This is a genomic window from Ralstonia sp. UNC404CL21Col (assembly GCF_000620465.1).
In the GTDB taxonomy this organism is placed as follows: Bacteria; Pseudomonadota; Gammaproteobacteria; order Burkholderiales; family Burkholderiaceae; genus Ralstonia; species Ralstonia flatus.
Window position 1 is genome coordinate 76,718 of sequence record NZ_JIBE01000004.1, and the last position, 19,755, is coordinate 96,472.

Here is a 19,755-nt window from a genome sequence, read left to right on the forward strand (position 1 = left end):
GAGGAACGTGATGGCCAAGAAAGAAAGCGTACAGAAGCGTCTGCAGAAGGTGCGTCCGCCGCGCGTGCAGCTGACGTATGACGTCGAAATCGGCGACGCAATCGAGACGAAGGAACTGCCATTCGTGGTGGGCGTGGTGGCTGACCTGTCGGGCCAATCCGAAGTGCAGCAGCCCAAGCTGCGCGACCGCAAGTTCGTCAACATCGACCGCGACAACTTTGACGAAGTGATGAAGGGCGTGGAGCCGCGCGCGGCGTTCCAGGTGCCGAACACGCTGACGGAAGACGGTGGCCGCTTTGGTGTCGACCTGAAGTTCCGTTCGCTTGAGGACTTCAGCCCCGAAGCCGTTGTCGAGCAGGTCGAGCCGCTGCGCAAGCTGCTCGAAGCGCGCTCCAAGCTGGCTGACCTGCGCAACAAGATGGCGGGTAACGACAAGCTGGAAGACCTGCTGTCGGAAGTGCTGAAGAACACCGAAAACGCGAAGAAGCTGGGCGCCAAGCAAAACGGGGGCGAGGATGCTTGAGAACCAATCCGCTGCGCAAGGCGCCTCGGTTGCGGAAGAGGTGAGCCTGCTCGACAGCATCGTCGAGCAAAGCCGCGTCGCCAAGTCCGACTCCGAGCGTGAACGTGCGAAAGACATCATCGGCGAGCTGGCAAGCCAGGTGCTGAGCGGCACCGTGGTGGTGTCCGACAACCTATCGGCCACGCTCGATGCACGTGTGGCCGAGCTGGACCGGCTGATCTCGCAGCAGCTGAGCGCGATCATGCACGCGCCGGAATTCCAGAAGTTGGAATCCACCTGGCGCGGTCTGCACTACCTCGTCAAGGAAACGAGCACCGGCCAGACGATCAAGATCAAGGCGCTCAACGCGACCAAGCGCGATCTGACGAAGGACTTCAAGACCGCCATCGAGTTTGACCAGAGCGCGCTGTTCAAGAAGGTCTACGAAGAAGAATTCGGCACCTTCGGCGGGGCCCCGTTCGGCGCGCTGATCGGCGACTACGAAATCACGCGTCAGCCCGAAGACATGTACTTCATCGAGCAGATGGCGCACGTGGCTGCGGCTTCGCACGCACCGTTCATCGCCTCGTCGTCGCCGGAGCTGCTGGGCCTGGAATCGTTTGCCGACCTGGGCAAGCCGCGCGACCTGGCAAAGGTGTTCGACACGGTCGAATACGCCAAGTGGAAGTCGTTCCGTGATTCGGAAGATTCGCGCTACGTCGGTCTGACGCTGCCGCGCTTCCTGGGCCGTCTGCCGTACAACCCGAAGGACGGCACCGTGGTCGAGAGCTTCAACTTTGTTGAAGACGTCGACGGCACCGATCACAGCAAGTACCTGTGGTGCAACGCCGCCTGGGCGTTCGGCGCGCGCCTGACGGCAGCGTTTGACGACTTCGGCTGGTGCGCTGCCATCCGCGGTGTGGAAGGCGGCGGCCTGGTCGAAGACCTGCCGACGCACACCTTCAAGACCGACGACGGCGAAATCGCACTCAAGTGCCCGACCGAAATCGCCATCACCGACCGCCGCGAGAAGGAACTGAGCGACCTCGGCTTCATCCCGCTCGTGCATTGCAAGAACACGGATTACGCCGCGTTCTTCGCTGCACAGTCGGCGCAGAAGGCAAAGAAGTACGACTCCGACAGCGCAAACGCCAATGCGGTGCTGTCTGCGCAGCTGCAGTACATCTTCTCGGTATCGCGCGTGGCGCATTACCTGAAGGCGATGATGCGCGACAAGATCGGCAGCTTTGCCTCGGCCAAGAACGTTGAGACGTTCCTGAACCGCTGGATCTCGCAGTACGTGCTGCTGGACGACAACGCCACGCAAGAACAGAAGGCGCAATTCCCGCTGCGCGAGGCGTCTATCCAGGTGGCGGAAGTGCCGGGCAAGCCGGGCACGTATCGCTCGGTGGCGTTCCTGCGGCCGCACTTCCAGCTCGACGAACTGTCGATCTCGCTGCGCCTCGTGGCGGATCTGCCCAAGTCGGCCAACTCGTAATTCCTGACCGGACTCTCCCCGGGGGGGAATGTTCGGGCATAACCACCCGTTACGCTCGTTACCCGTTGCAGTACCAACAACCAATCTATTGAAGAGGGTCTCTGTATGAAGGATATCTACGTCAAGTTCGACAGCCCGGCAATCAAGGGGGAGTCGCAAGACAAGGATCACAAGGACTGGATCGAAATCAACAGCTGGTCGCAGGCCATCAGCCAACCGCGTTCGGCCACGGCTTCGACCGCCGGCGGCCACACGGCTGAGCGTTGCGAACACCGCGACATGGTCTTCACGAAGGATCTGGACGTCGTCAGCCCGCTGCTGTACCAGCACGCTTCGGGCGGCACGACCTTCGGTGAAGTGACCATCGAATTCTTCCGCGCAGATGGCGAAGGCAACCGCGTGAAGTACCTCGAAGTCAAGCTGAAGAACGCCATCCTGAGCGAAGTCGATTCGCAAGTGGTCGCGCAAGGCATCCCGACCGACACGTTCAGCCTGCGCTACGCCGCTGTGCAGTGGAAGTACACGCAGCAGAAGAGCGCCGGCGGCCAAGGCGGCAACTCGCAAGGCGCCTGGAGCCTCACCAAGAACGACAAGACCTACTCGGTTTAACGTTTGGTGTTCTCCTGATGACAAGAGCCGCAGCCGCCGTGCTGCGGCATCTTGTTTTCTAGCAGCATATGAAAGGCTTCGAACCCAGCCTGCTCGACAAGCTCTTCGACGACGAGCCGCACGCGCCCATGCCCACGGCATTGCGCCAGCTCTCGCTGGAAGAACTCAAGAGCACCGTGGCACGCGATATTGAATCCTTGCTCAACACGCGCATCGTGTTGGAAGAAGAGGATTTGCACGGCTTGCCCGAATGCAAGCGGTCGCTGCTCACGTATGGCCTGAACGATTTTTCTGGCCTGAGCCTGGCCAGTTTCTACGACCGCAACTACATCTGCCAGTCGCTCACCAAGGCGATCGAGCGGCATGAGCCGCGACTGCAGCATGTGAATGTGTCGCTGGAAATCAATGAACGCGCGACCAATGCCTTGTGCTTTGGGATCAGCGCAGTGCTGCTGGTGGGGCCCGCACGCGAGCCCGTGAGTTTTGACGCCATGCTGCAACCGTCGACGCTGCGGTATTCCGTGTCACGCGGACGCGGCTGAGACTGCACGGACCTGCACAACGCACCACCCGCAACACACTGAAGCACCCGCAGGACCGCCACCGGACCGCCACGAAGAATGGAAGAGCTGCTGCCTTATTACGAACGAGAACTGGCCTTCCTGCGCCGGTACTCGCGCGACTTCGCCGAGCGGTATCCGAAGATCGCCGGCCGCCTCGCCATGTCGGGCGACGGCTGCGACGATCCGCATGTCGAGCGGATGATCGAATCGTTTGCCTTCCTGACCGCACGTGTCAGCAAGAAGCTCGACGACGACTACCCCGAATTTACCGAGGCGCTGCTGGAGGTGCTGTATCCGCACTACCTGCGGCCCTTTCCGTCGTGCTCGGTGGCGCATTTCGATGTGCGCGGCGTGGCTGCGCAACTGAGCGCGCCGGTCACGATTGCGCGCGGCACGTTCCTCACCACACGCATGGTGCGCAAGGTCGAATGCCGCTTCCGCACCGCATACGACGTCACGTTTGCGCCGGTGCGCGTGGCCGGCGCGACGTTCGAGCGCGCAGTATCGGCGCCGGCCGCCGTGCAATTGCCCAAAGGTGCAACGGGCGCCATTGCGATCACGCTCGAATACGTGGGGGAGCGCGGCGGTTTCGAATCGCTGTCGATGGACAAGCTGCGCGTCTACATGGACGGCGAGCCATCGTTCGTGGCGGCGCTGGGCGATGCGCTGTTCCTGCACACCGCAGCCGGATACGTGGAAGCCGAGCGCGCCGGCGTCTGGAAGCGCCTGATTTCCGTGCCCTTGCACGAAGTCGGCTTTAGCGAAGACGAATCCCTGATCGATTGCCCGGCACGCTCGCATCCGGCCTATCGGCTGTTGACCGAGCACTTCAGCTTTGCCGAGAAATTCAACTTCTTCGACATCGACCTGGCCGCATTGCGACGCGGCCTGACGCCGGGTGTGCCGGTGCGCCGTCTGACGCTGCATCTGGTGCTGAAAGACGTGCGCAGCGATTCGCACGCCGCGCGCCTGCTCGAGAACCTGCAGCCTGAGCACTTGCGCCTGCATTGCACGCCCGTGGTCAATCTGTTCCAGCAGAAGGCCGATCCGATCCGCATCGAACATACGGCGAGCGCTTATCCGGTCGTGGCAGACAGCCGGCGCGCGCACGGCTTTGACATCTACTCGATCGACAACGTGCAGCTGGTGCGTGAAACCACGGCGCACGAGAAGGTCACGGAGTTCCGGCCGTTCTACTCGCTGCATCACGGCGAGGAGCCCGGCCGCGCGGGCCATTACTGGCTGGCACGCCGCAACGAGCTGATCGCGCAGCGCAGCCCGGGCTTCGAAACGGAAATCTCCATCGTCGATACGCAGTTCGACCCCGCCAGCCCGCAGACCGACACACTCAGCCTGACCGTCACCTGCACGAACCGGGACTTGCCTTCGACGCTGGCGTTTGGCCAGCCCGATGGCGATCTGTCGATGGAAGGCAGTTCCATCGCCCGCAACATCACCTTCCTGCGCAAGCCGACGCCGTCGATGCGGTTTGGAGGCGGGCGCGCGGCGCAATGGCGATTGATCTCGCTGCTGGCGCTGAACCATCTGTCGCTCGTGCAGAACGGTCTGCCGACGTTGAAAGAGATGCTGCGTCTGCACGATCTACCGCGCAACGCGATCTCTGCTCGGCAGATCGAAGGCATCGTCGCGCTCGATTACCAACCGGCGACGCAGTGGCTGGCCGGCAAGCCGTTCGCCACCTTCGTGCGCGGCCTGGAGGTTCGCCTCACGCTGGATGAAGACGCCTTTGTGGGCACCGGCATGCACCGGTTCATCCGTGTGCTGGACCACTTCTTTGGCCTGTACGTCCACATGAACAGCTTTGTGCAGTTGATTGCGGTCTCGCGCCGCACCGGCAAGGAATTGGTCAAATGCGCACCCCGCAGCGGCGAATCGATCCTGGTGTAATCCGGCGGCTGCTCCAGCAGCCGCACCGGTACCAGTTCTTCCAGGCCGTGCGTCTGCTGGAGCAGGTGTTCGCGCGCGAAGGCGGCACGGCGCCCGAGCAGGCGCTGGCCACGCGCCTGAGCTTTCGCAACACGCTGTCGCTGTCGTTCCCGCCCAGCGAACTGCAGCACATCGAGGCCGAGGGCATCACCGCCGAGATGCTTGAAACCGACGCCGCATTCATTGCCGCGCTGGAAGAGGGCGCGCTCGATTCGCTGGCGATCACGCCCACGTTCTTCGGCATGCTGGGCGGGCAGGGCGCCTTGCCCTTGCGCTACACCGAAATCGTGGCCGAGCGCGAAAGCCTCTGGCGCGACCGCGCTGCACGTGCGTTCTTCGACATCTTCTCGAACCGGGCAACGGCGCTGTTCTACCTGGCGTGGAAGAAATACCGCCTGCCGTTCCAGTACGAAGTCGACAGCAACAAGCATTACCTGCCGCTGCTGCTATCGCTGGCGGGGGCGGCAGACAAGACGCTGCGCCGCGATCTCTCCACCACGCCGGGGCCGATCCTCGACGAAGCGCTGGCCGGTTATGCCACGGCGATCCGGCATCGGCCGGTGTCTGCGGCGTACCTGCAGCGCGTGCTGTCGGATTACTTCCAGGCGCCGATGCGGGTGGAGCAGTTTGTCGGCGGGTGGTATCGCGTGCCGGCGTCGCAGTACACGCGGCTGGGCAGCACCAACAACGTGCTGGGCGCCACGGCGCTGGCCGGCGCGCGGGTGTGGCAGCGCGACCTGCGCGTGCGCCTGTGGGTCGGGCCGCTCAAGCGTGCGCAATACCGCAATTTCCTGCCGGGTGCTTCCGGCGCGCTGGCGCTGCGCAAGATGCTGACCATCCTGTGCGGCACCACGCTGGAGTTTGAAATCAAGCTGATCCTGCGCCAGCAGGACGTGACCGGCAGCACGCTGGACAACAGCAACGACGGGCGCCTGGGCTGGGACACCTTCCTGTGTTCCCGCCCCGCGCAGCAGGACCGCAGCGATGCGCAATACACCCTCGCGCCGCTGCATTGATACCGACACATTCATCGATTCTTCCGGAGCGCTGCCGCCATGGCCATCCCACTCAAAACCCTGATCGCCAAGCTGAATGCGACGAGCCGGCAAGCCGCCGAGCGCGCTGCGTCGCTGTGCATGGCGCGCGGCAATTACGAGGTCGATCTCGAACACCTGTTCCTGGCGCTGCTGGAAAACCGCCGCAGCGACTTTGCCGTGGCTGCCCGCGCCAGCGGCATCGACCTGGTCGCGCTGCAACGTGACCTGGAAGCCGAGATCGGCCGCTTCCAGACCGGCAATACGCGCACGCCGGCGTTCTCGCCGTACCTGCCGAAGCTGTTCGAGCACGGCTGGCTGATTGCGTCGCTCGACTCGCAAATCACGCGCATCCGCTCTGGCCATCTGCTGCTGGCGCTGCTGACGGAGCCCAGCCTGTCGGCGCTCGCGCAACGGGGCTCGCGCCTGTTCGGGCAGATTGAAGCCGACCGCCTGAAGCACGACTTCGATCGGCTCACCGCCGGTTCCGACGAGCAAGAGCAGGCCGTGGACATTGCCGACGACGGCGCAGACGCGACGCAAGGCGAAGGCGGCAAGCCCGCCGCGGCGCTGACGTCCACACCGGCGCTGGATCAGTTCACCGTAGACCTGACGCAATCCGCACGCGATGGCCGCATCGACCCAGTCATCGGCCGCGATGCCGAGATCCGCCAGGTGATCGACATCCTGATGCGTCGTCGCCAGAACAACCCGATCCTCACCGGCGAAGCGGGCGTAGGCAAGACCGCTGTGGTGGAAGGCCTGGCCCTGCGCGTCGCCGCCAACGATGTGCCGCCGCCGCTGCAGGGCGTGACGCTGCGCACGCTCGACATGGGCCTCCTGCAAGCAGGCGCCAGCGTCAAGGGCGAATTCGAGAACCGCCTGAAGAACGTGATCGACGAGGTGAAGAAGAGCCCGAAGCCGATCATCCTGTTCATCGACGAGGCGCACACCATCATTGGTGCAGGCGGGCAGGCCGGGCAGAACGATGCGGCCAACCTGCTCAAGCCTGCGCTTGCACGCGGCGAGCTGCGCACGATTGCGGCCACCACGTGGAGCGAATACAAGAAGTACTTTGAGAAAGATGCCGCACTGGCGCGCCGCTTCCAGGTCGTGAAGGTGGAAGAGCCCAGCGAGCCGCTGGCGGCCGCCATGCTGCGCGGCATGGCCGGGCTGATGGAGCGCCACTTTGGCGTGCGGGTGCTGGACGAGGCCATTACCGAGGCCGTGCGCTTGTCGCATCGCTATATCAGCGGCCGCCAGCTGCCGGACAAGGCCGTCAGCGTGCTGGATACGGCGTGCGCCAAGGTGGCGCTGGGCCAGAGCGCCACGCCCGGCGCCATTGAAGACGACCAGAAAACGCTTGAACGCCTGCAAGGCGAGATCAACGCGCTGGAGCGCGAGCAAAGCGCCGGTGCCGAGCACGACGCGCGCCTGAAGGCGCTGAACGAGCAGCGCACGGAGCTGGAGCAACGCGTCGCGCAGAACACCGAACGTTTGGCGCAGGAGCGCGCGCTGGTCGCTCGCATTCAGGCGCTGCGCGAGGCGCGCGAAAGCGGTACCGCCCAAGCCGGCGAGGAAGACGCATTGCCCGTGGCCGCCAACAGCGACGTCGTCTCGATCCCCAAGCGCAAGCGCGCTGCCGACAAAGCGGACGAGCAGGACGAACTGGCCACGCTGCTCGCCGAGTTGCGCGCGCTGCAGGGCGAATCGCCCATGGTCCCGCTGCAGGTGGATGGCCATGTCGTGTCGGAAATCGTCTCGGCCTGGACGGGCATTCCGCTGGGCCGCATGGTCAAGGACGAACTGCGCACGGTGCTGAACCTCAAGCCGCTGCTGGCCGCCCGCGTGATCGGGCAGGACCACGCGCTGGATGCCATCGCGCAGCGCGTGCGCACCGCCACGGCCAACCTGGAAGACCCGAACAAGCCGCGCGGCGTGTTCCTGTTTGCCGGTCCGTCGGGCGTCGGTAAAACGGAAACCGCGCTGGCACTGGCCGACATTCTCTACGGCGGTGAACGCAAGCTCATCACCATCAACATGAGCGAGTACCAGGAGGCGCACAGCGTGTCGGGCCTCAAGGGCTCGCCGCCGGGTTATGTCGGTTATGGTGAAGGCGGCGTGCTGACCGAAGCCGTGCGTCGCAACCCGTACAGCGTCGTGCTGCTCGATGAAGTGGAAAAGGCCCACCCGGACGTGCTGGAGATGTTCTTCCAGGTCTTCGACAAGGGCGAGATGGATGACGCCGAAGGCCGCCCGATCGACTTCCGCAACACCATCATCATCCTCACGTCGAATGTTGGCTCGCAGGCCATCATGCAGGCCTGCCTGAACAAGCCTGCTGAAGAACTGCCCGACACCGATGCGCTGGCAGAGCTGCTGCGCCCGACGCTCTACAAGGCGTTCAAGCCCGCATTCCTGGGGCGCATGAAGGTGGTGCCGTATTACCCGATTTCCGACGATGTGCTGGCCGAGATCATCACGCTCAAGCTGGGCCGTATCCGCGATCGCGTGGCCATCAACCACAAGGCGACGTTCCAGTGGGACAACGCGTTGGTCGAATCGGTGCTTGCACGCTGCACGGAAGTCGATGCCGGCGCCCGCGCGGTCGACCACATCCTGAACGGCACGCTGCTGCCGCAGATTGCCGAGTCGGTGTTGACGCGCATGGCCGAAGGCGGCAGCGTCGAGAAGATCAAGGTCGGCGTCGGCAAGAACGGCGAATTCAAGTACCGCATCAACTAAGTCGCTTCGCTGGAGCACATCATGGTCTCTCCGACCGAGTTGGCAAACCTGCTACGTGCGTCGTTCTCCCAAGCCGACCGGCTGCTGCGCCTGGAAACGCCGCTGGGGCCGAACGTGCTGCTGCCGGAGCAGCTGGATGCGGCCGAGCACATCGACGCAGGCGGCTTCCGGCTGGAACTTACGGCGCTGTCAGACAACGCTGACATCGATTCGGCCAAGCTGCTCGGCCAGCCCGTACGGCTGGATCTGCTGACGCAGCAGAGCCGAAGCGCGCTGCGGCCGTTCCATGGCCACGTGACGCGCTTCGAGCAGGTGGGGGCCAACGGTGGCTTGGTGCGCTATCGGTTGGTGATCGAACCGTGGCTCGCATTCCTGCGCCATCGGCAAGACAGCTTCCTGTTCCAGGACATGTCTGTCATCGAGGTGGTCGACAGCCTGTTTGGCGACTACCAGGGCCAGGGCCGCCTCGTGCCCGCCTGGCGCTGGGCGTTGCGCGACAGCTCGGTCTACACGCGCCGCAGCGTCATCACGCAATACGACGAAAGCGACTTTGATTTCGTCACGCGCCTGCTGGCCGAAGAAGGGCTCTTCTATTTCTTCGAGCACGAAGCCAAGGACGGCGATGCGCTCGGCGTACACCGCATGGTCATTGCAGATTCGAATGACGTCTTTGCCGACAACGCACAGGCGAGCATCCGCTTTGGCCGTGCAGATGCCACCGCCACGGAAGACGTGATCGACCGCTGGCAAGGCGCCCGCCGTTGGCAGACCAATGCCGTATCGATTGCCAGTTGGGACTACCGCGCCAACGCAAAGCGCACGGCGCAACTCGGCGCGCAGCAGCAAAGCAACGACGGTCCGCAACTGACGTTGCAAGACACCGATTACCCCGGTCAGTACTGGTTTGAGGACAACAACCAGGCACAGCGCGTCGCGCGGCTGATGATGGAAGCGCTGGAGCTGCGCGACAAGCAGTTCGACGGCGAAGGCACCGCCCGCACCTTGGCGACCGGCACGCGCTTCCAGTTGCTCGATCACTTCGATCATGACGATGGCGAGCAGCGCTTTGCCGTGTTGGCCGTCACGCATCAAGCACGCAACAACTTCAACGACCGCTTCGGCCAGGTACTGACCGAAACGCTAGGCGCACTGCGCGGCGGCGATGTGCTGGCCGCGGGAAGCAACAGCGGCGCGGGCGACGACGCACCGTTCTATCGCAACCACTTCACCGTCGTGCGCGACAACGTGCCCGTGCGCCCGCAGCAGAGTGATGCGCAGGGCCGTGCGCTGCATCCACGCCCGACCGTCAATGGCAGCCAGACCGCGCTGGTGGTGGGTGCGGAAGGGCCCGTGCATACCGACCGGGACCATCGCATCAAGGTGCAATTTCATTGGCAACGCGGCGCTCGGTCAGCCAGCCGCCAATCGCATCCGGCTGGCGACGATAACGCGCGCGCCAGCGTAGGCCTTGGCGCATGGGTGCGCGTGACCGCGCCCGTGGCCGGCCCGAACTGGGGCGGCGTGGCGCTGCCGCGCGTCGGCCAGGAGGTGCTGGTCGAATTCCTGCAAGGCGACATCGACCGGCCCGTCGTGGTGGGCGCCGCCTACAACGGCAGCGGCCAGACTGACGCGCAATACAACCAGAACCAGGCCGGCGCAGCCGGCGCCACCGGCAACGCGCCGGCGTGGTTTGCCGGCGACAGCAAGAGCCAGGGCGCCTACGCCCACAACGCAGTGCTGTCCGGCATCAAGACACAAGCGCTGGCTGGGAGCCAGTCGGGCTCGTCGGGTTACAACCAACTCGTCTTTGATGATTCCGCAGGGCAGGGCCGCACGCAGCTCAGCACCACGCAGGCGGCAAGCGGCCTCGTGCTCGGCCATCACAAGGAACAGATCGACAGCGCACGGCAGGCCGATCTAGGCCACGGAGCAGCGCTCGCAACCGACGACAGCGGCGCCGTGCGCGCCGGCGCCGGCCTGCTGCTCACCGCCCACAGCGCCGGCACCAGCGCATCGCTGCAGGACAGCGAAGCTGCCGCCAGCCAGATCGAAGCCGTGAGCGACCTCGCCGAATCCCTCGCCGACGCAGCGCAGAAGCAGAAAGCCGGCCTGGCCGACGAGCCCGCCGCCAAGGAGCTCCCCGCGCTCAAGCAACTGCGCCACACCACCGAAGTGCTGCGTCACACCGAAAGCGCCGGTGAAGGCGCGCAGGCCGTTGCCTACAGCGAGCCGCATCTGCAAGTCTCGGCGCCCAAAGGCATTGTCAGCACGACGCCGGCCGATGCGGTGCTGGTTGCCGGCACGCAGGCCACGTTGATCGCCAAGCAAGACACCAACGTCGCCGCGGGCGGCAATCTCTCAGTGGCGGTCGCGGAGGGGCTGAGCCTCTATGCGCACGGCAAATCGCTCGGGCAGGCCGGGGATGCGACACCGGGCATCGCCATGCATGCCGCAAGCGGCAAGGTTGGGCTTTCGAGCCTCAAGGGCGAGACCCATCTGGTGGCCGAGAAGGCCGTGACGGTCGCCTCCACGCAGGGCAATGTCACTGCGGAGGCGAAGCAGCACGTGCTCGTCAATGCGGCCGGTGCGCAGATCAAGGTGACGAATGGAACGATTGAACTGCATGCGCCTGGGATGGTGACGTTTAAGGGGGCGGGGCATCGGTTTGTGGGGCCGGGTGGGGCGGGCGGAGATAACAGCCTGGCGCAGGGCAAATTGAAGGGATGCAGTGTCCAGGAAGATAGCGCTGCCGCGAGCGGTGCGGGCTCGGTGTCGCGGTGAACGGCTTGACCCAGGACATGACGAATCGCATGTTGGCCGATCTAGCAGACGTGATGTTGAACGCCACCGCGGCAGAGAAAGCGGTTCCGGCTCACGATTACCTGGCTCGGTGCAGGGAGTTGGCGGCCGGCTATCGCATGCTGCAACAACAGGCCTCTCACGACCGTCCATTGCGCGCGTATTTGCTGCTTGACGCGTGGGAAGGTAATCCCCTTGCAGCCGATTTATCCGAACAGTGGCCTGAGACTATCACCGAGAGGGAGGCCGTTCCCGATAGCTTTTACGCGGGCCGAGAGGACGAGGCGCCTTGCCTTGTGCCGTTCCCCGACCACTTGTTGCTCGATGCAGATTCCGACAATCTGCCCCAGGCGCGCGTGCGAGACGCGCTGGCTCGTTGGCTGGAGGAGGCTAGCAAGGAGGCAGGTCAACGATTGGCGAGGCAGTACTTCTGCGCTGTCCTGTTTAGTCCAGAGTCGGCTACGCGGCTTGCCCAGCATCTTGCTCAGCTCGGATTGCAATACGTACCGCGAAGTCACACGGCAAGACTGTTTCGCTATCAGGATCCGCGTGTCATGCAACGTGTCTGGCCGACGCTGTCGACAGAGCAGCAGAACGTGTGGCTGGGACAAACGCAGGCGTGGTGGTCATTGACGCAGCCATGGGGTCCCATGCCAGATTTGTCTGCAAGAGAAGATAGCGCCTCTCCCGCGCCGACCTGGTTCAAAGCGCAGAGAAACGTTTCGTCTGATACGCAAACCGCCGTGCCCCCGCTTAACCGTCTGATGAACGCGGACCAGTGGCAGACAGCCCATTCGTCGCCGATTGGGAATCGCATATGGGCAAGGTTGGCACAGCGAGGGGTCTCGGCTCAAAAACAGCCGGACGCGGCAAGCATGACCCGGTTGTTAAGCAAGGGACAGGAGCTGGGGTTGGTGGACTCCAATCTGCAGGACTTCATCTGGTGCAGCTGGCGACCGATTCTGCAAAGCGCACGGGACAGCGCGGCCGGTTTACCGATTGATTGGGACAGCCCACGGTGGCGCGACGTGCTTGCACGTGTTTTGCAAGCGCTGCGTAACGATCCCGAAGAAGGCTTTGCCAGCCTGTTTGAAGACTACGAGCAATTTGCATGAGGAAGCATTTCCATGGCCGCTGAAAAAGTCTGTGCAACGCCGTGCAGCAACTGCGATCGCAAGGGGCTGCCTATCTTGTTCACGCGATACGCAGTTGCTTACAGCGCTCAGAAAGCAAACATGGCGTTGCTCAAACAACTGAGTCCCGCTGGGCAACTACAGGCCAAACCTGCTGGTGTTGCGATCGGAACGGCGGTTTATAACGTACGCTTGCTCCGTGCGGGCTATCTGTACGTTTACGTTGACCGAGGCCCTCTCATCTGCACCGACGATGAATGGAAGGGCTATGTGGTGCATCCACAAGGGTATCTGACCGAGTTCGATGTGTTTGTGCCCGGGAAAACGGCACCGAAGATCGCTTGTGCGCGCGACTCCAGGCAAGCGAACAACAGCATGGTGTGGATCCGAGATGCGAAGCGAGTGAAGAAGCTCTGGTATCTGTTTAGCCCAGATCCGATTGACTATGAGCATTTCAAAAACGTGATTTCTGCCAATCCTGCCGCGTACATGAAATCGTTCGATGTGGCAGGCTGGGCAAACGGCAACACGAGTCAGCCCGACACGACGCAACCAGGACTGCTCAATGGGCAAGTGGCCGAGTTTGCTGCGTTGGCGAACCCCAAGTTAATAGATGCGCTGGATCCTTTGCTGTATGGCTTGATGGGCAGTACGCCGCAGGAACGCGGCTGGGGCGATTACCAGGAGGAGGTTTCGACTCCGAAGATGACGCTGGACGGTTACGCTTCAGGTTTTGATGAAACGACTACGGTTATGCGGACTGGCCCGACTTATGAGAAGGCCCATGCAGCCCGTCTGAAGCAAATGGCTGCGTTCTTGCAGCAGAACCACGGTGCGGTAGTTGCGTGTGATGATGCGATGGGTATCACACAGGAGTTGGGCCACTTACAAGGCGAGGCGCAGACCGTCTACACAGCATGGCAGGCAAGAAGCTCTCCAGGGTTTGATAGCAGTGTCAGTAATGAATGGGTGTACCAAACGGCCATAGGTGCACAAGGCTTGCGTGATCTTGTAAAGAAAGGAGCGATCCAAAAAGCTAGCGAGCATATTGATAACTGGAACAAGATGCGGCGCCCCGCAGGGGTGTTCTATGCAGACAAGGCGACACGCGCTAGGGAGGAGGCCATTCGCGAAGCGGCGATTGCCCGCAACCAGCAGGCCGAGCGAGATCGGGCAGCCGCAGCGGGCGATGCAGAGTTCAAAGAGTTGTTTGATTCGACTTCCGCTGCAACGATTATTGCGGCCCAAGGCAGTGAGTACAACAACGTGCAGGCGTTGCGCGAGAACCTGGGGCGCGACCAGGTTGCCTGGCTCGACTCGGCGTCGCTCAAGCAAGCGATTGCGCTATATAGCCCGAAAGACACGGCAGTCAACCAGCCGGGGGGCGGTGCGGCTCTGAGTTTGGAGTTAGCGCACTGCATGAGCGGAACGGAGTCCAACAAGGCGGGCAAGGCCTGGCTCGCGAAAGTAGATCTATGGGATGACAACGTGCTCGGCAAGACGCTGTCTTTCAATAATGTGCCTTATCGCCAGCAGATGAAGGGGCTGACGCAGGAATCACCTCCTGCACAGGCTCTGCCAAATGCTGAACCAACGACAAGTCTTGCTGACGCTATCACGGACAAGTTGAAGCCATTTGCCGCCCGGGTTTCGCTGGGGGACAAGGCGCTGGGCTTCATGGAAGCTTTTCCGAATATCAGCGAGAGCGCTGCGCTGCGCAAGTTTGCTTGGCCGCTGCATATCGCGTCGCTCATGAGTGTGAAGATGATGAAGACTGTTCAAGGTCTTCCAGTCCCGCAGGTCGAGGCTAAGCTGACCAGATATCTCGTATCGCTTGGTCTAACTACACTCGGCCGGACAGCGGCCCAGTACGCCGGGACGCTGTCTCAAGCAAACCGAGACCGACTGCGAAACGCCGAACGAGGCCTTTCCAATGCAGCAAACCGGGCTGATGCCTTCAAAGCGGCTCCGAATGCGCGCGCTGCCGCGCTGGCGGGTTTGTTGGATGTGAGTTTTGCAATCATCAAGGGCACCCAATTCCAGACGAAAATGGATGTCCGAACCGGGACGGAGTTGGTCGGCAATATTCTGCAAGGTATCGGAAGCTTGGCGGATTGGAGGGCTAAGGCCTATGAGGAGACCGTATTCAAGGGAATTGAAGGTCGCAACCTGTTCGCAACGCCTGGCATGCAGGCGACATTCGATGAGTTGCAAGCCCTTCAACTCAAGGGACTAAGGCTGACGGCGTTCAAATTCCTGCTGCCCGCTGCGCTCATCTCGGCATTTTTTGATGGGATTGATGCTTGGACGTCGGGGCAACGAGGAAACTATGCAGTGATGGCGGCTCAGATCGCAAGCGTGGCTGGTACGGTTTTCACCGTTGTAAGCACTGGCGTTGCCGTTTTTGCAATAGGAAACGCCTCGTTGCTGGCGGTAGCTGCTGTACTCGGTCTGATCGGCGCGGTACTTACTGTCGTAGCGGTCATTGCAGTTCTGCTTCTCAAAGAGGACGACTGGATTACTTGGCTGCGCGACAACCCACTGAGCTTGAAGCGGAAGGGAAAAAAGCCAATACACAACAATCTAGGCGACACGCTTCAGAAGTTGGCGAACGCGCAGTCTGGAATTTAGGTGGGAAAAAATGTTTGTACGTGAAAACGCCTACGCGCGAAAAAAAAGTCGCTCCTCTGAGCAAGGTCGCAAGTACCTCAATGTTGACGGGCAACGCCAATGGCGTGTTGACGAGCCCAGCGAGGCGGAGGGCGTGAGCCTCCCGGGTAGATGCATTTTTGCGCAAAACGATGCGTACCTCGAAATATGCAATCCAGGATGGGATCTGCAGTGGCGAGCAGGCATTGGAAACTTTTTTGTCGTGATTCCAGCGTTGTTAATGATATGGTGGTGGTTTGGTTTCGCCATTTATCCATTGATATCGGATGGAGTCATTTTCTTTTTTGTGAAAACATCTTTAGGGGATGGAGACAAGGTTCTGTTGTGGATGGGGTGGCTTCTTTTCTTCCCATTGGCTATTGGATGCGGATTCTTGTTATACCTGTGGTTCTTCGTCGGCGGAATGCGCACTGCATTCTTCACGCTGGCGCGTGGAAGAATTCGATTTAATCGACTGAAAAGAAAGATATACGTATTGCGACCACGCTATTGCGGCGGCAATGTGGTGGTCGACTGGGACAAGGTCGTCGCATTGCTGAAACCCGAGGGTGTTCGACGGGGGGATAAGGAGACTGTTCAGGCGATAGCGCTATATCGCCCTCCCTCTCACGGGGGCGGAAGTGATTCCGATGAGGACGCGATCTTTGTCGGGCCGACTTTGCCGTTCAGGGATCTGCAAGCGGCTGGCATGTGGGAATACATTCGTCGCTACATGGAGGAGGGCCCTACGGTCGACCAGATTCCGCCAAACGCGCCGTCGAACTACAAGCAGATTCCGCGTTATCTGCCGCAGGAATATACGACGTACTGCGGTAAGCCCAGTTGGCGTCAGTACATCTTGGAGCAGAAGCCTGGCTTCATGGAGGCGTCTTGCCACATGATGAGCCAGATGACATGTGCGTGGCCCCGGTTTCCTAAGGAATGGGGGAGTGATTCGGGCCTGGGCGAGCCAGAAGATCACCCGGTACAAACGGGCGCTGTAATGACCGCGATGGTGTATCGGGCGCAGGGTCGCTTATCTGCAGAAGATAATCTCGAGTTCTTGCGGCGCTGGGGCACGCAGGATGCATTGAACGAGGCATTGTCTAAAGCCGTTTAGCCGTGTGCCTATGCACCTAGGATTCTGGAGGCGCGGTTGCGATGGAGGGCCGCCGAAAAGCACCGTAGCTCCTTAGCCACAAGCCGCCTACACATCCGAGCCCCCGACATGCGCCTCTGAACTGCGCATTTCAGCCGTGGACCTCACAATGCAAGTGTCAAACAGCGGCATTCCACTGCCAGAGGTCCAATATTTCGACCTCTGACAGGCATGGCCGACGGTCTGAGCCTGGCATGGGAGCCTCAATGCTGCACGTTTGGTTGCACGAAGGCGGAAAGCCGCTCTCGGAGGTCCGATGGGCCGGTTGTTTTAGAGCGGAGTGTGGACCGTTGTGCCCCGGCGGCCGTTCTTTGAGGCCGATGCACCGCTGTCGTACCGCCAAAGAAAGGGGCTCCAGGGCAACGCGGCAGGCAAAGACAGCGGACTTCGGCGCTTCACATCGGAAACGCGGGGAGCGCTGTGCCTCAGGCAAGCTCAGGCAGAGCGGAGAACGATGATGAGTGGTCAAGATGACGGGAAATGCATCGAAGCTGCAGCCGCAGAGCCCCTACTGGTATGAAGACTTGCCCGGCCCAACCGTGCCGCTCAGGTCCAGCGACAAGAATGATCAACCAAACCTCGCACTCGACCTCAATTACGTGAATGAAGACGTATTTGAGCTGTCCCGGGCGTCGTCCATCCAGCGTGGTTTTGGTCTGATGTTTGGGGTGGGCGTCTCCATCGCGTTTGTGGCCATGCTGCCGTTCATCGGCCAGATGTATCAGGAGGGCCACCCTGAAGAGTCGCCGGTCATCGCGTCGGTGCTGGCCTTGATGCTGCTCGAGCTTGCGGTTCTTTTGCTTCACCTCATCAAGAGAGGGGTCAGGACGCCACGAGACCTTCCGGTTCTGTTCGATCGAAAAAATCGGAAGGTCTTTGTTTGAGTATGTGCCCAAGGCGAATCCATTCGCCACATGGAAGACCGTGATCAAGGAGCTGGATTGGTCGCGCGTCGAAGCGGAAATTGGAAAGATCGCCGGATACAACGGCAAGACATACTCGGTGCGCTATGGGCTGATTTTGGCGCAGTGCGAAGCGAATACGACCAAGGTCCAGGATCGGATCATCGTGAAGTCTCAGGTGGCGACTCCGCTCGTGCTGCATCAGATGTGGGCGTATATCCGCTGCTTCATGAGTGAGGGGCCAAAGAACTTGCGAGACATCAGGCCGTTCCCGCGCGATATCAGTTTCCGGCGGTGCCTGCTGGAGTTCTACCCGTTGTTTGACCGGACAGAAGAAGGCGCACGGCTTCGCGCCAATATGCACGCGGTTGAGTTGGTGCTGCTGACGGCGGTTGGGATCCCGCTGTTTTGGCTGTTTCTTCCTGCGGGTATTTTCGAGTACGTCGGGCAACGCCTTGCGCCGGAACCGAAGTGGCCGGCAGAGATCGTTTCGCAAACCGGGCGACCCTCGCGCGATTGAGTTCTCTTGTGCCGGAAATGCGCCACCCGTGAAGCTCAGCGGTGCAGATGTGAGCGATGGGCCCGCCCACACATGAAGATTTAGAAACAATCCACCCAACCGCCCCAAGCCTGCGTAGCATCTCCACCGTCCGCCCCGCGCGCGCGGACGTCTCCTTCACGCACGCTGATATGAACGCACTGTCCCGCCTCGCCGCCGCTTCTGCTGGGGTCGCGTTGCTCGTCACGCCCGCATTCGCCCAGGACGACACCCCGTTGCAGGTTTCGTACCGCCAGGTGCTGACCGAATATTTCAAGGACGCGCCGACCGCGTCGAAGAAATACGACGGTCGCCGCTTGGTCTTCAAGGGTCAGGTCTATCCGCTGTCCGACGACAGCCTGAGCACGCTGGCCGTGACAGAAGACCTGAAGGTGGGCGCGCCGTTCCAGGACGATCAGCGTGACGCGCTCAAGGCGCTGTTTCCCGATCACAAGCTTGCGGCGTACAAGCCCAGCAAGGACATCACGCTGGACTGCCTGAACCGGCAGTTCGTTGGCCTGACGCTGGCGCTGGCGGATTGCCGCGTCGGCAAGCCCTGAGTTTCGTACCGCACATCGGTTTTCTTTCGCTTCAGATCATGGCCTCTCTTCCGTTTGACCAATTGCTCGCTCCGCTGCCCGGCGCTCAACCCTGCGGCGAAGACATGCTCTTCTCTGCAGAATTCGACAGCATCCAGGATGCTCGCCGGTTTGATGACCCGTCACTCGACCAGGGCGAGTGGGTCACGGAGATCAAGGAAGCCGACTGGCGCGCCGTCATCGCCGAGAGCACGTCGCTGCTGCAGAACCGCACGAAGGATTTGCGCCTGGCCGCATGGCTGGCCGAGGCGTTGTCGAAGGAGCGTGGCTTTGCCGGTCTGCGCGAGGGCTACGAATTGATCGCCGGCTTGTGCGAGCAGTTCTGGGAACACCTCTATCCGCTGCCGGAAGCCGACGATCCTGAAGCGCGTACGGGCAGCATGGCGTGGCTTGCGACGCGTTCGAGCCAGCTCATTCGCGAGGTGCCGCTGGTAGAAGCGGGCAAGGGCGGCTACAGCCTGATCGATTGGGAAGTCGCGACCAGCCTGGTCGAAGCCATCCGCCGCGATCCGGAACAGGCTGACGAGCTGTCGCGCGGAAAAATCACGCAGGAGCAGTTTGAATCCGCACGGCGCGCCACGCCGCCAGCGTTCTACAAGACGCTGCACGACGATGTGGTCGGCTGCGGCGCCGCGCTGCTGCGATTGGAGTCTGTGCTCGACGCACGGGCGGGTGATCACGCGCCGAGTTTCCGCCCCGCGCGCGAAGCCTTGCAGGCGGTGCGCGCGTTGGTGGAGCGCTTCGGTGGCAAGCCGGAGCCCAAGCCAACCGCCGTGGAAGCAAAGGGCGCTCCGCAACAGACGGCTCAGTCTGCCGCCGGCACCGTCATCGAGACGGTGGTTTCCGGCCCCATCCGCACGCGCGCCCAGGCGCTGAACCAGCTGCGCGATGTGGCCGAGTTCTTCCGCCAGACCGAGCCGCACAGCCCCGTTGCCTACCTCGCCGCACGTGCCGCGAAATGGGGCGACATGCCGCTGCACGCCTGGCTGCGCACGGTGGTCAAGGACGATGCGACGCTGTCGCAGATCGAGGAGCTGCTGGGCCTGGGCGATCCGCCCTCGGAAAGCGCCAGCTGATT

General features: G+C 62.0%; 15 protein-coding genes. All 15 read left to right on the top strand.

Annotated features, from left to right (window positions below):
* Positions 1-10 precede the first annotated feature (10 nt).
* On the top strand, positions 11-523 hold the full coding sequence (gene tssB, locus N511_RS0108630; RefSeq protein WP_009241817.1) for a type VI secretion system contractile sheath small subunit: 513 nt from the start codon (positions 11-13) through the stop codon (positions 521-523).
* Positions 516-2,000 carry a type VI secretion system contractile sheath large subunit gene (gene tssC, locus N511_RS0108635; protein ID WP_027678926.1) on the top strand — a complete coding sequence of 495 codons (1,485 nt, stop codon included), beginning with the start codon at positions 516-518 and terminating at the stop codon, positions 1,998-2,000. Before tssB ends, tssC begins: the two co-directional genes overlap by 8 nt.
* A gap of 105 nt (positions 2,001-2,105) precedes the next feature.
* Positions 2,106-2,609, top strand: a complete 504-nt coding sequence (locus tag N511_RS0108640; RefSeq protein ID WP_009241815.1) for an Hcp family type VI secretion system effector — start codon at positions 2,106-2,108, stop codon at positions 2,607-2,609.
* Positions 2,610-2,677: 68 nt separating this feature from the next.
* Positions 2,678-3,151, top strand: coding sequence for a type VI secretion system baseplate subunit TssE (gene tssE / locus N511_RS0108645; protein WP_009241814.1), 474 nt, complete (start codon positions 2,678-2,680; stop codon positions 3,149-3,151).
* 78 nt (positions 3,152-3,229) lie between these two features.
* Positions 3,230-5,080, top strand: a complete 1,851-nt coding sequence (gene tssF / locus N511_RS0108650; protein ID WP_027678927.1) for a type VI secretion system baseplate subunit TssF — start codon at positions 3,230-3,232, stop codon at positions 5,078-5,080.
* A complete protein-coding gene (gene tssG, locus N511_RS0108655; protein WP_027678928.1) occupies positions 5,044-6,135 on the top strand; it encodes a type VI secretion system baseplate subunit TssG in 1,092 nt (363 codons plus the stop codon). Before tssF ends, tssG begins: the two co-directional genes overlap by 37 nt.
* Before the next feature lie 39 nt (positions 6,136-6,174).
* On the top strand, positions 6,175-8,898 hold the full coding sequence (gene tssH / locus N511_RS0108660; RefSeq protein ID WP_027678929.1) for a type VI secretion system ATPase TssH: 2,724 nt from the start codon (positions 6,175-6,177) through the stop codon (positions 8,896-8,898).
* 21 nt (positions 8,899-8,919) lie between these two features.
* Positions 8,920-11,679 (top strand): type VI secretion system Vgr family protein, encoded by a 2,760-nt coding sequence (locus tag N511_RS0108665; protein WP_027678930.1) that lies wholly within the window; start codon positions 8,920-8,922, stop codon positions 11,677-11,679.
* Complete coding sequence (locus tag N511_RS0108670) at positions 11,676-12,812, top strand: DUF4123 domain-containing protein (protein WP_027678931.1); 1,137 nt, start codon at positions 11,676-11,678, stop codon at positions 12,810-12,812. The genes N511_RS0108665 and N511_RS0108670 overlap by 4 nt, the downstream gene beginning before the upstream one ends.
* 12 nt (positions 12,813-12,824) lie before the next feature.
* Positions 12,825-15,461, top strand: coding sequence for a T6SS effector BTH_I2691 family protein (locus N511_RS0108675; protein ID WP_027678932.1), 2,637 nt, complete (start codon positions 12,825-12,827; stop codon positions 15,459-15,461).
* A gap of 367 nt (positions 15,462-15,828) precedes the next feature.
* Entirely contained in the window at positions 15,829-16,599 is a 771-nt protein-coding gene (locus N511_RS0108680; RefSeq protein WP_442965437.1) for a DUF6708 domain-containing protein, read from the top strand.
* Positions 16,600-17,099: 500 nt separating this feature from the next.
* Positions 17,100-17,522 (top strand): hypothetical protein, encoded by a 423-nt coding sequence (locus N511_RS0108685; RefSeq protein ID WP_155954033.1) that lies wholly within the window; start codon positions 17,100-17,102, stop codon positions 17,520-17,522.
* Positions 17,523-17,562: 40 nt separating this feature from the next.
* Entirely contained in the window at positions 17,563-18,060 is a 498-nt protein-coding gene (locus N511_RS0108690) for a DUF6708 domain-containing protein (RefSeq protein ID WP_155954034.1), read from the top strand.
* Between the two features lie 170 nt (positions 18,061-18,230).
* A complete protein-coding gene (locus tag N511_RS0108695; protein WP_027678936.1) occupies positions 18,231-18,638 on the top strand; it encodes a hypothetical protein in 408 nt (135 codons plus the stop codon).
* Between the two features lie 38 nt (positions 18,639-18,676).
* A complete protein-coding gene (gene tssA / locus N511_RS0108700) occupies positions 18,677-19,753 on the top strand; it encodes a type VI secretion system protein TssA (protein ID WP_027678937.1) in 1,077 nt (358 codons plus the stop codon).
* Positions 19,754-19,755: the final 2 nt, after the last annotated feature.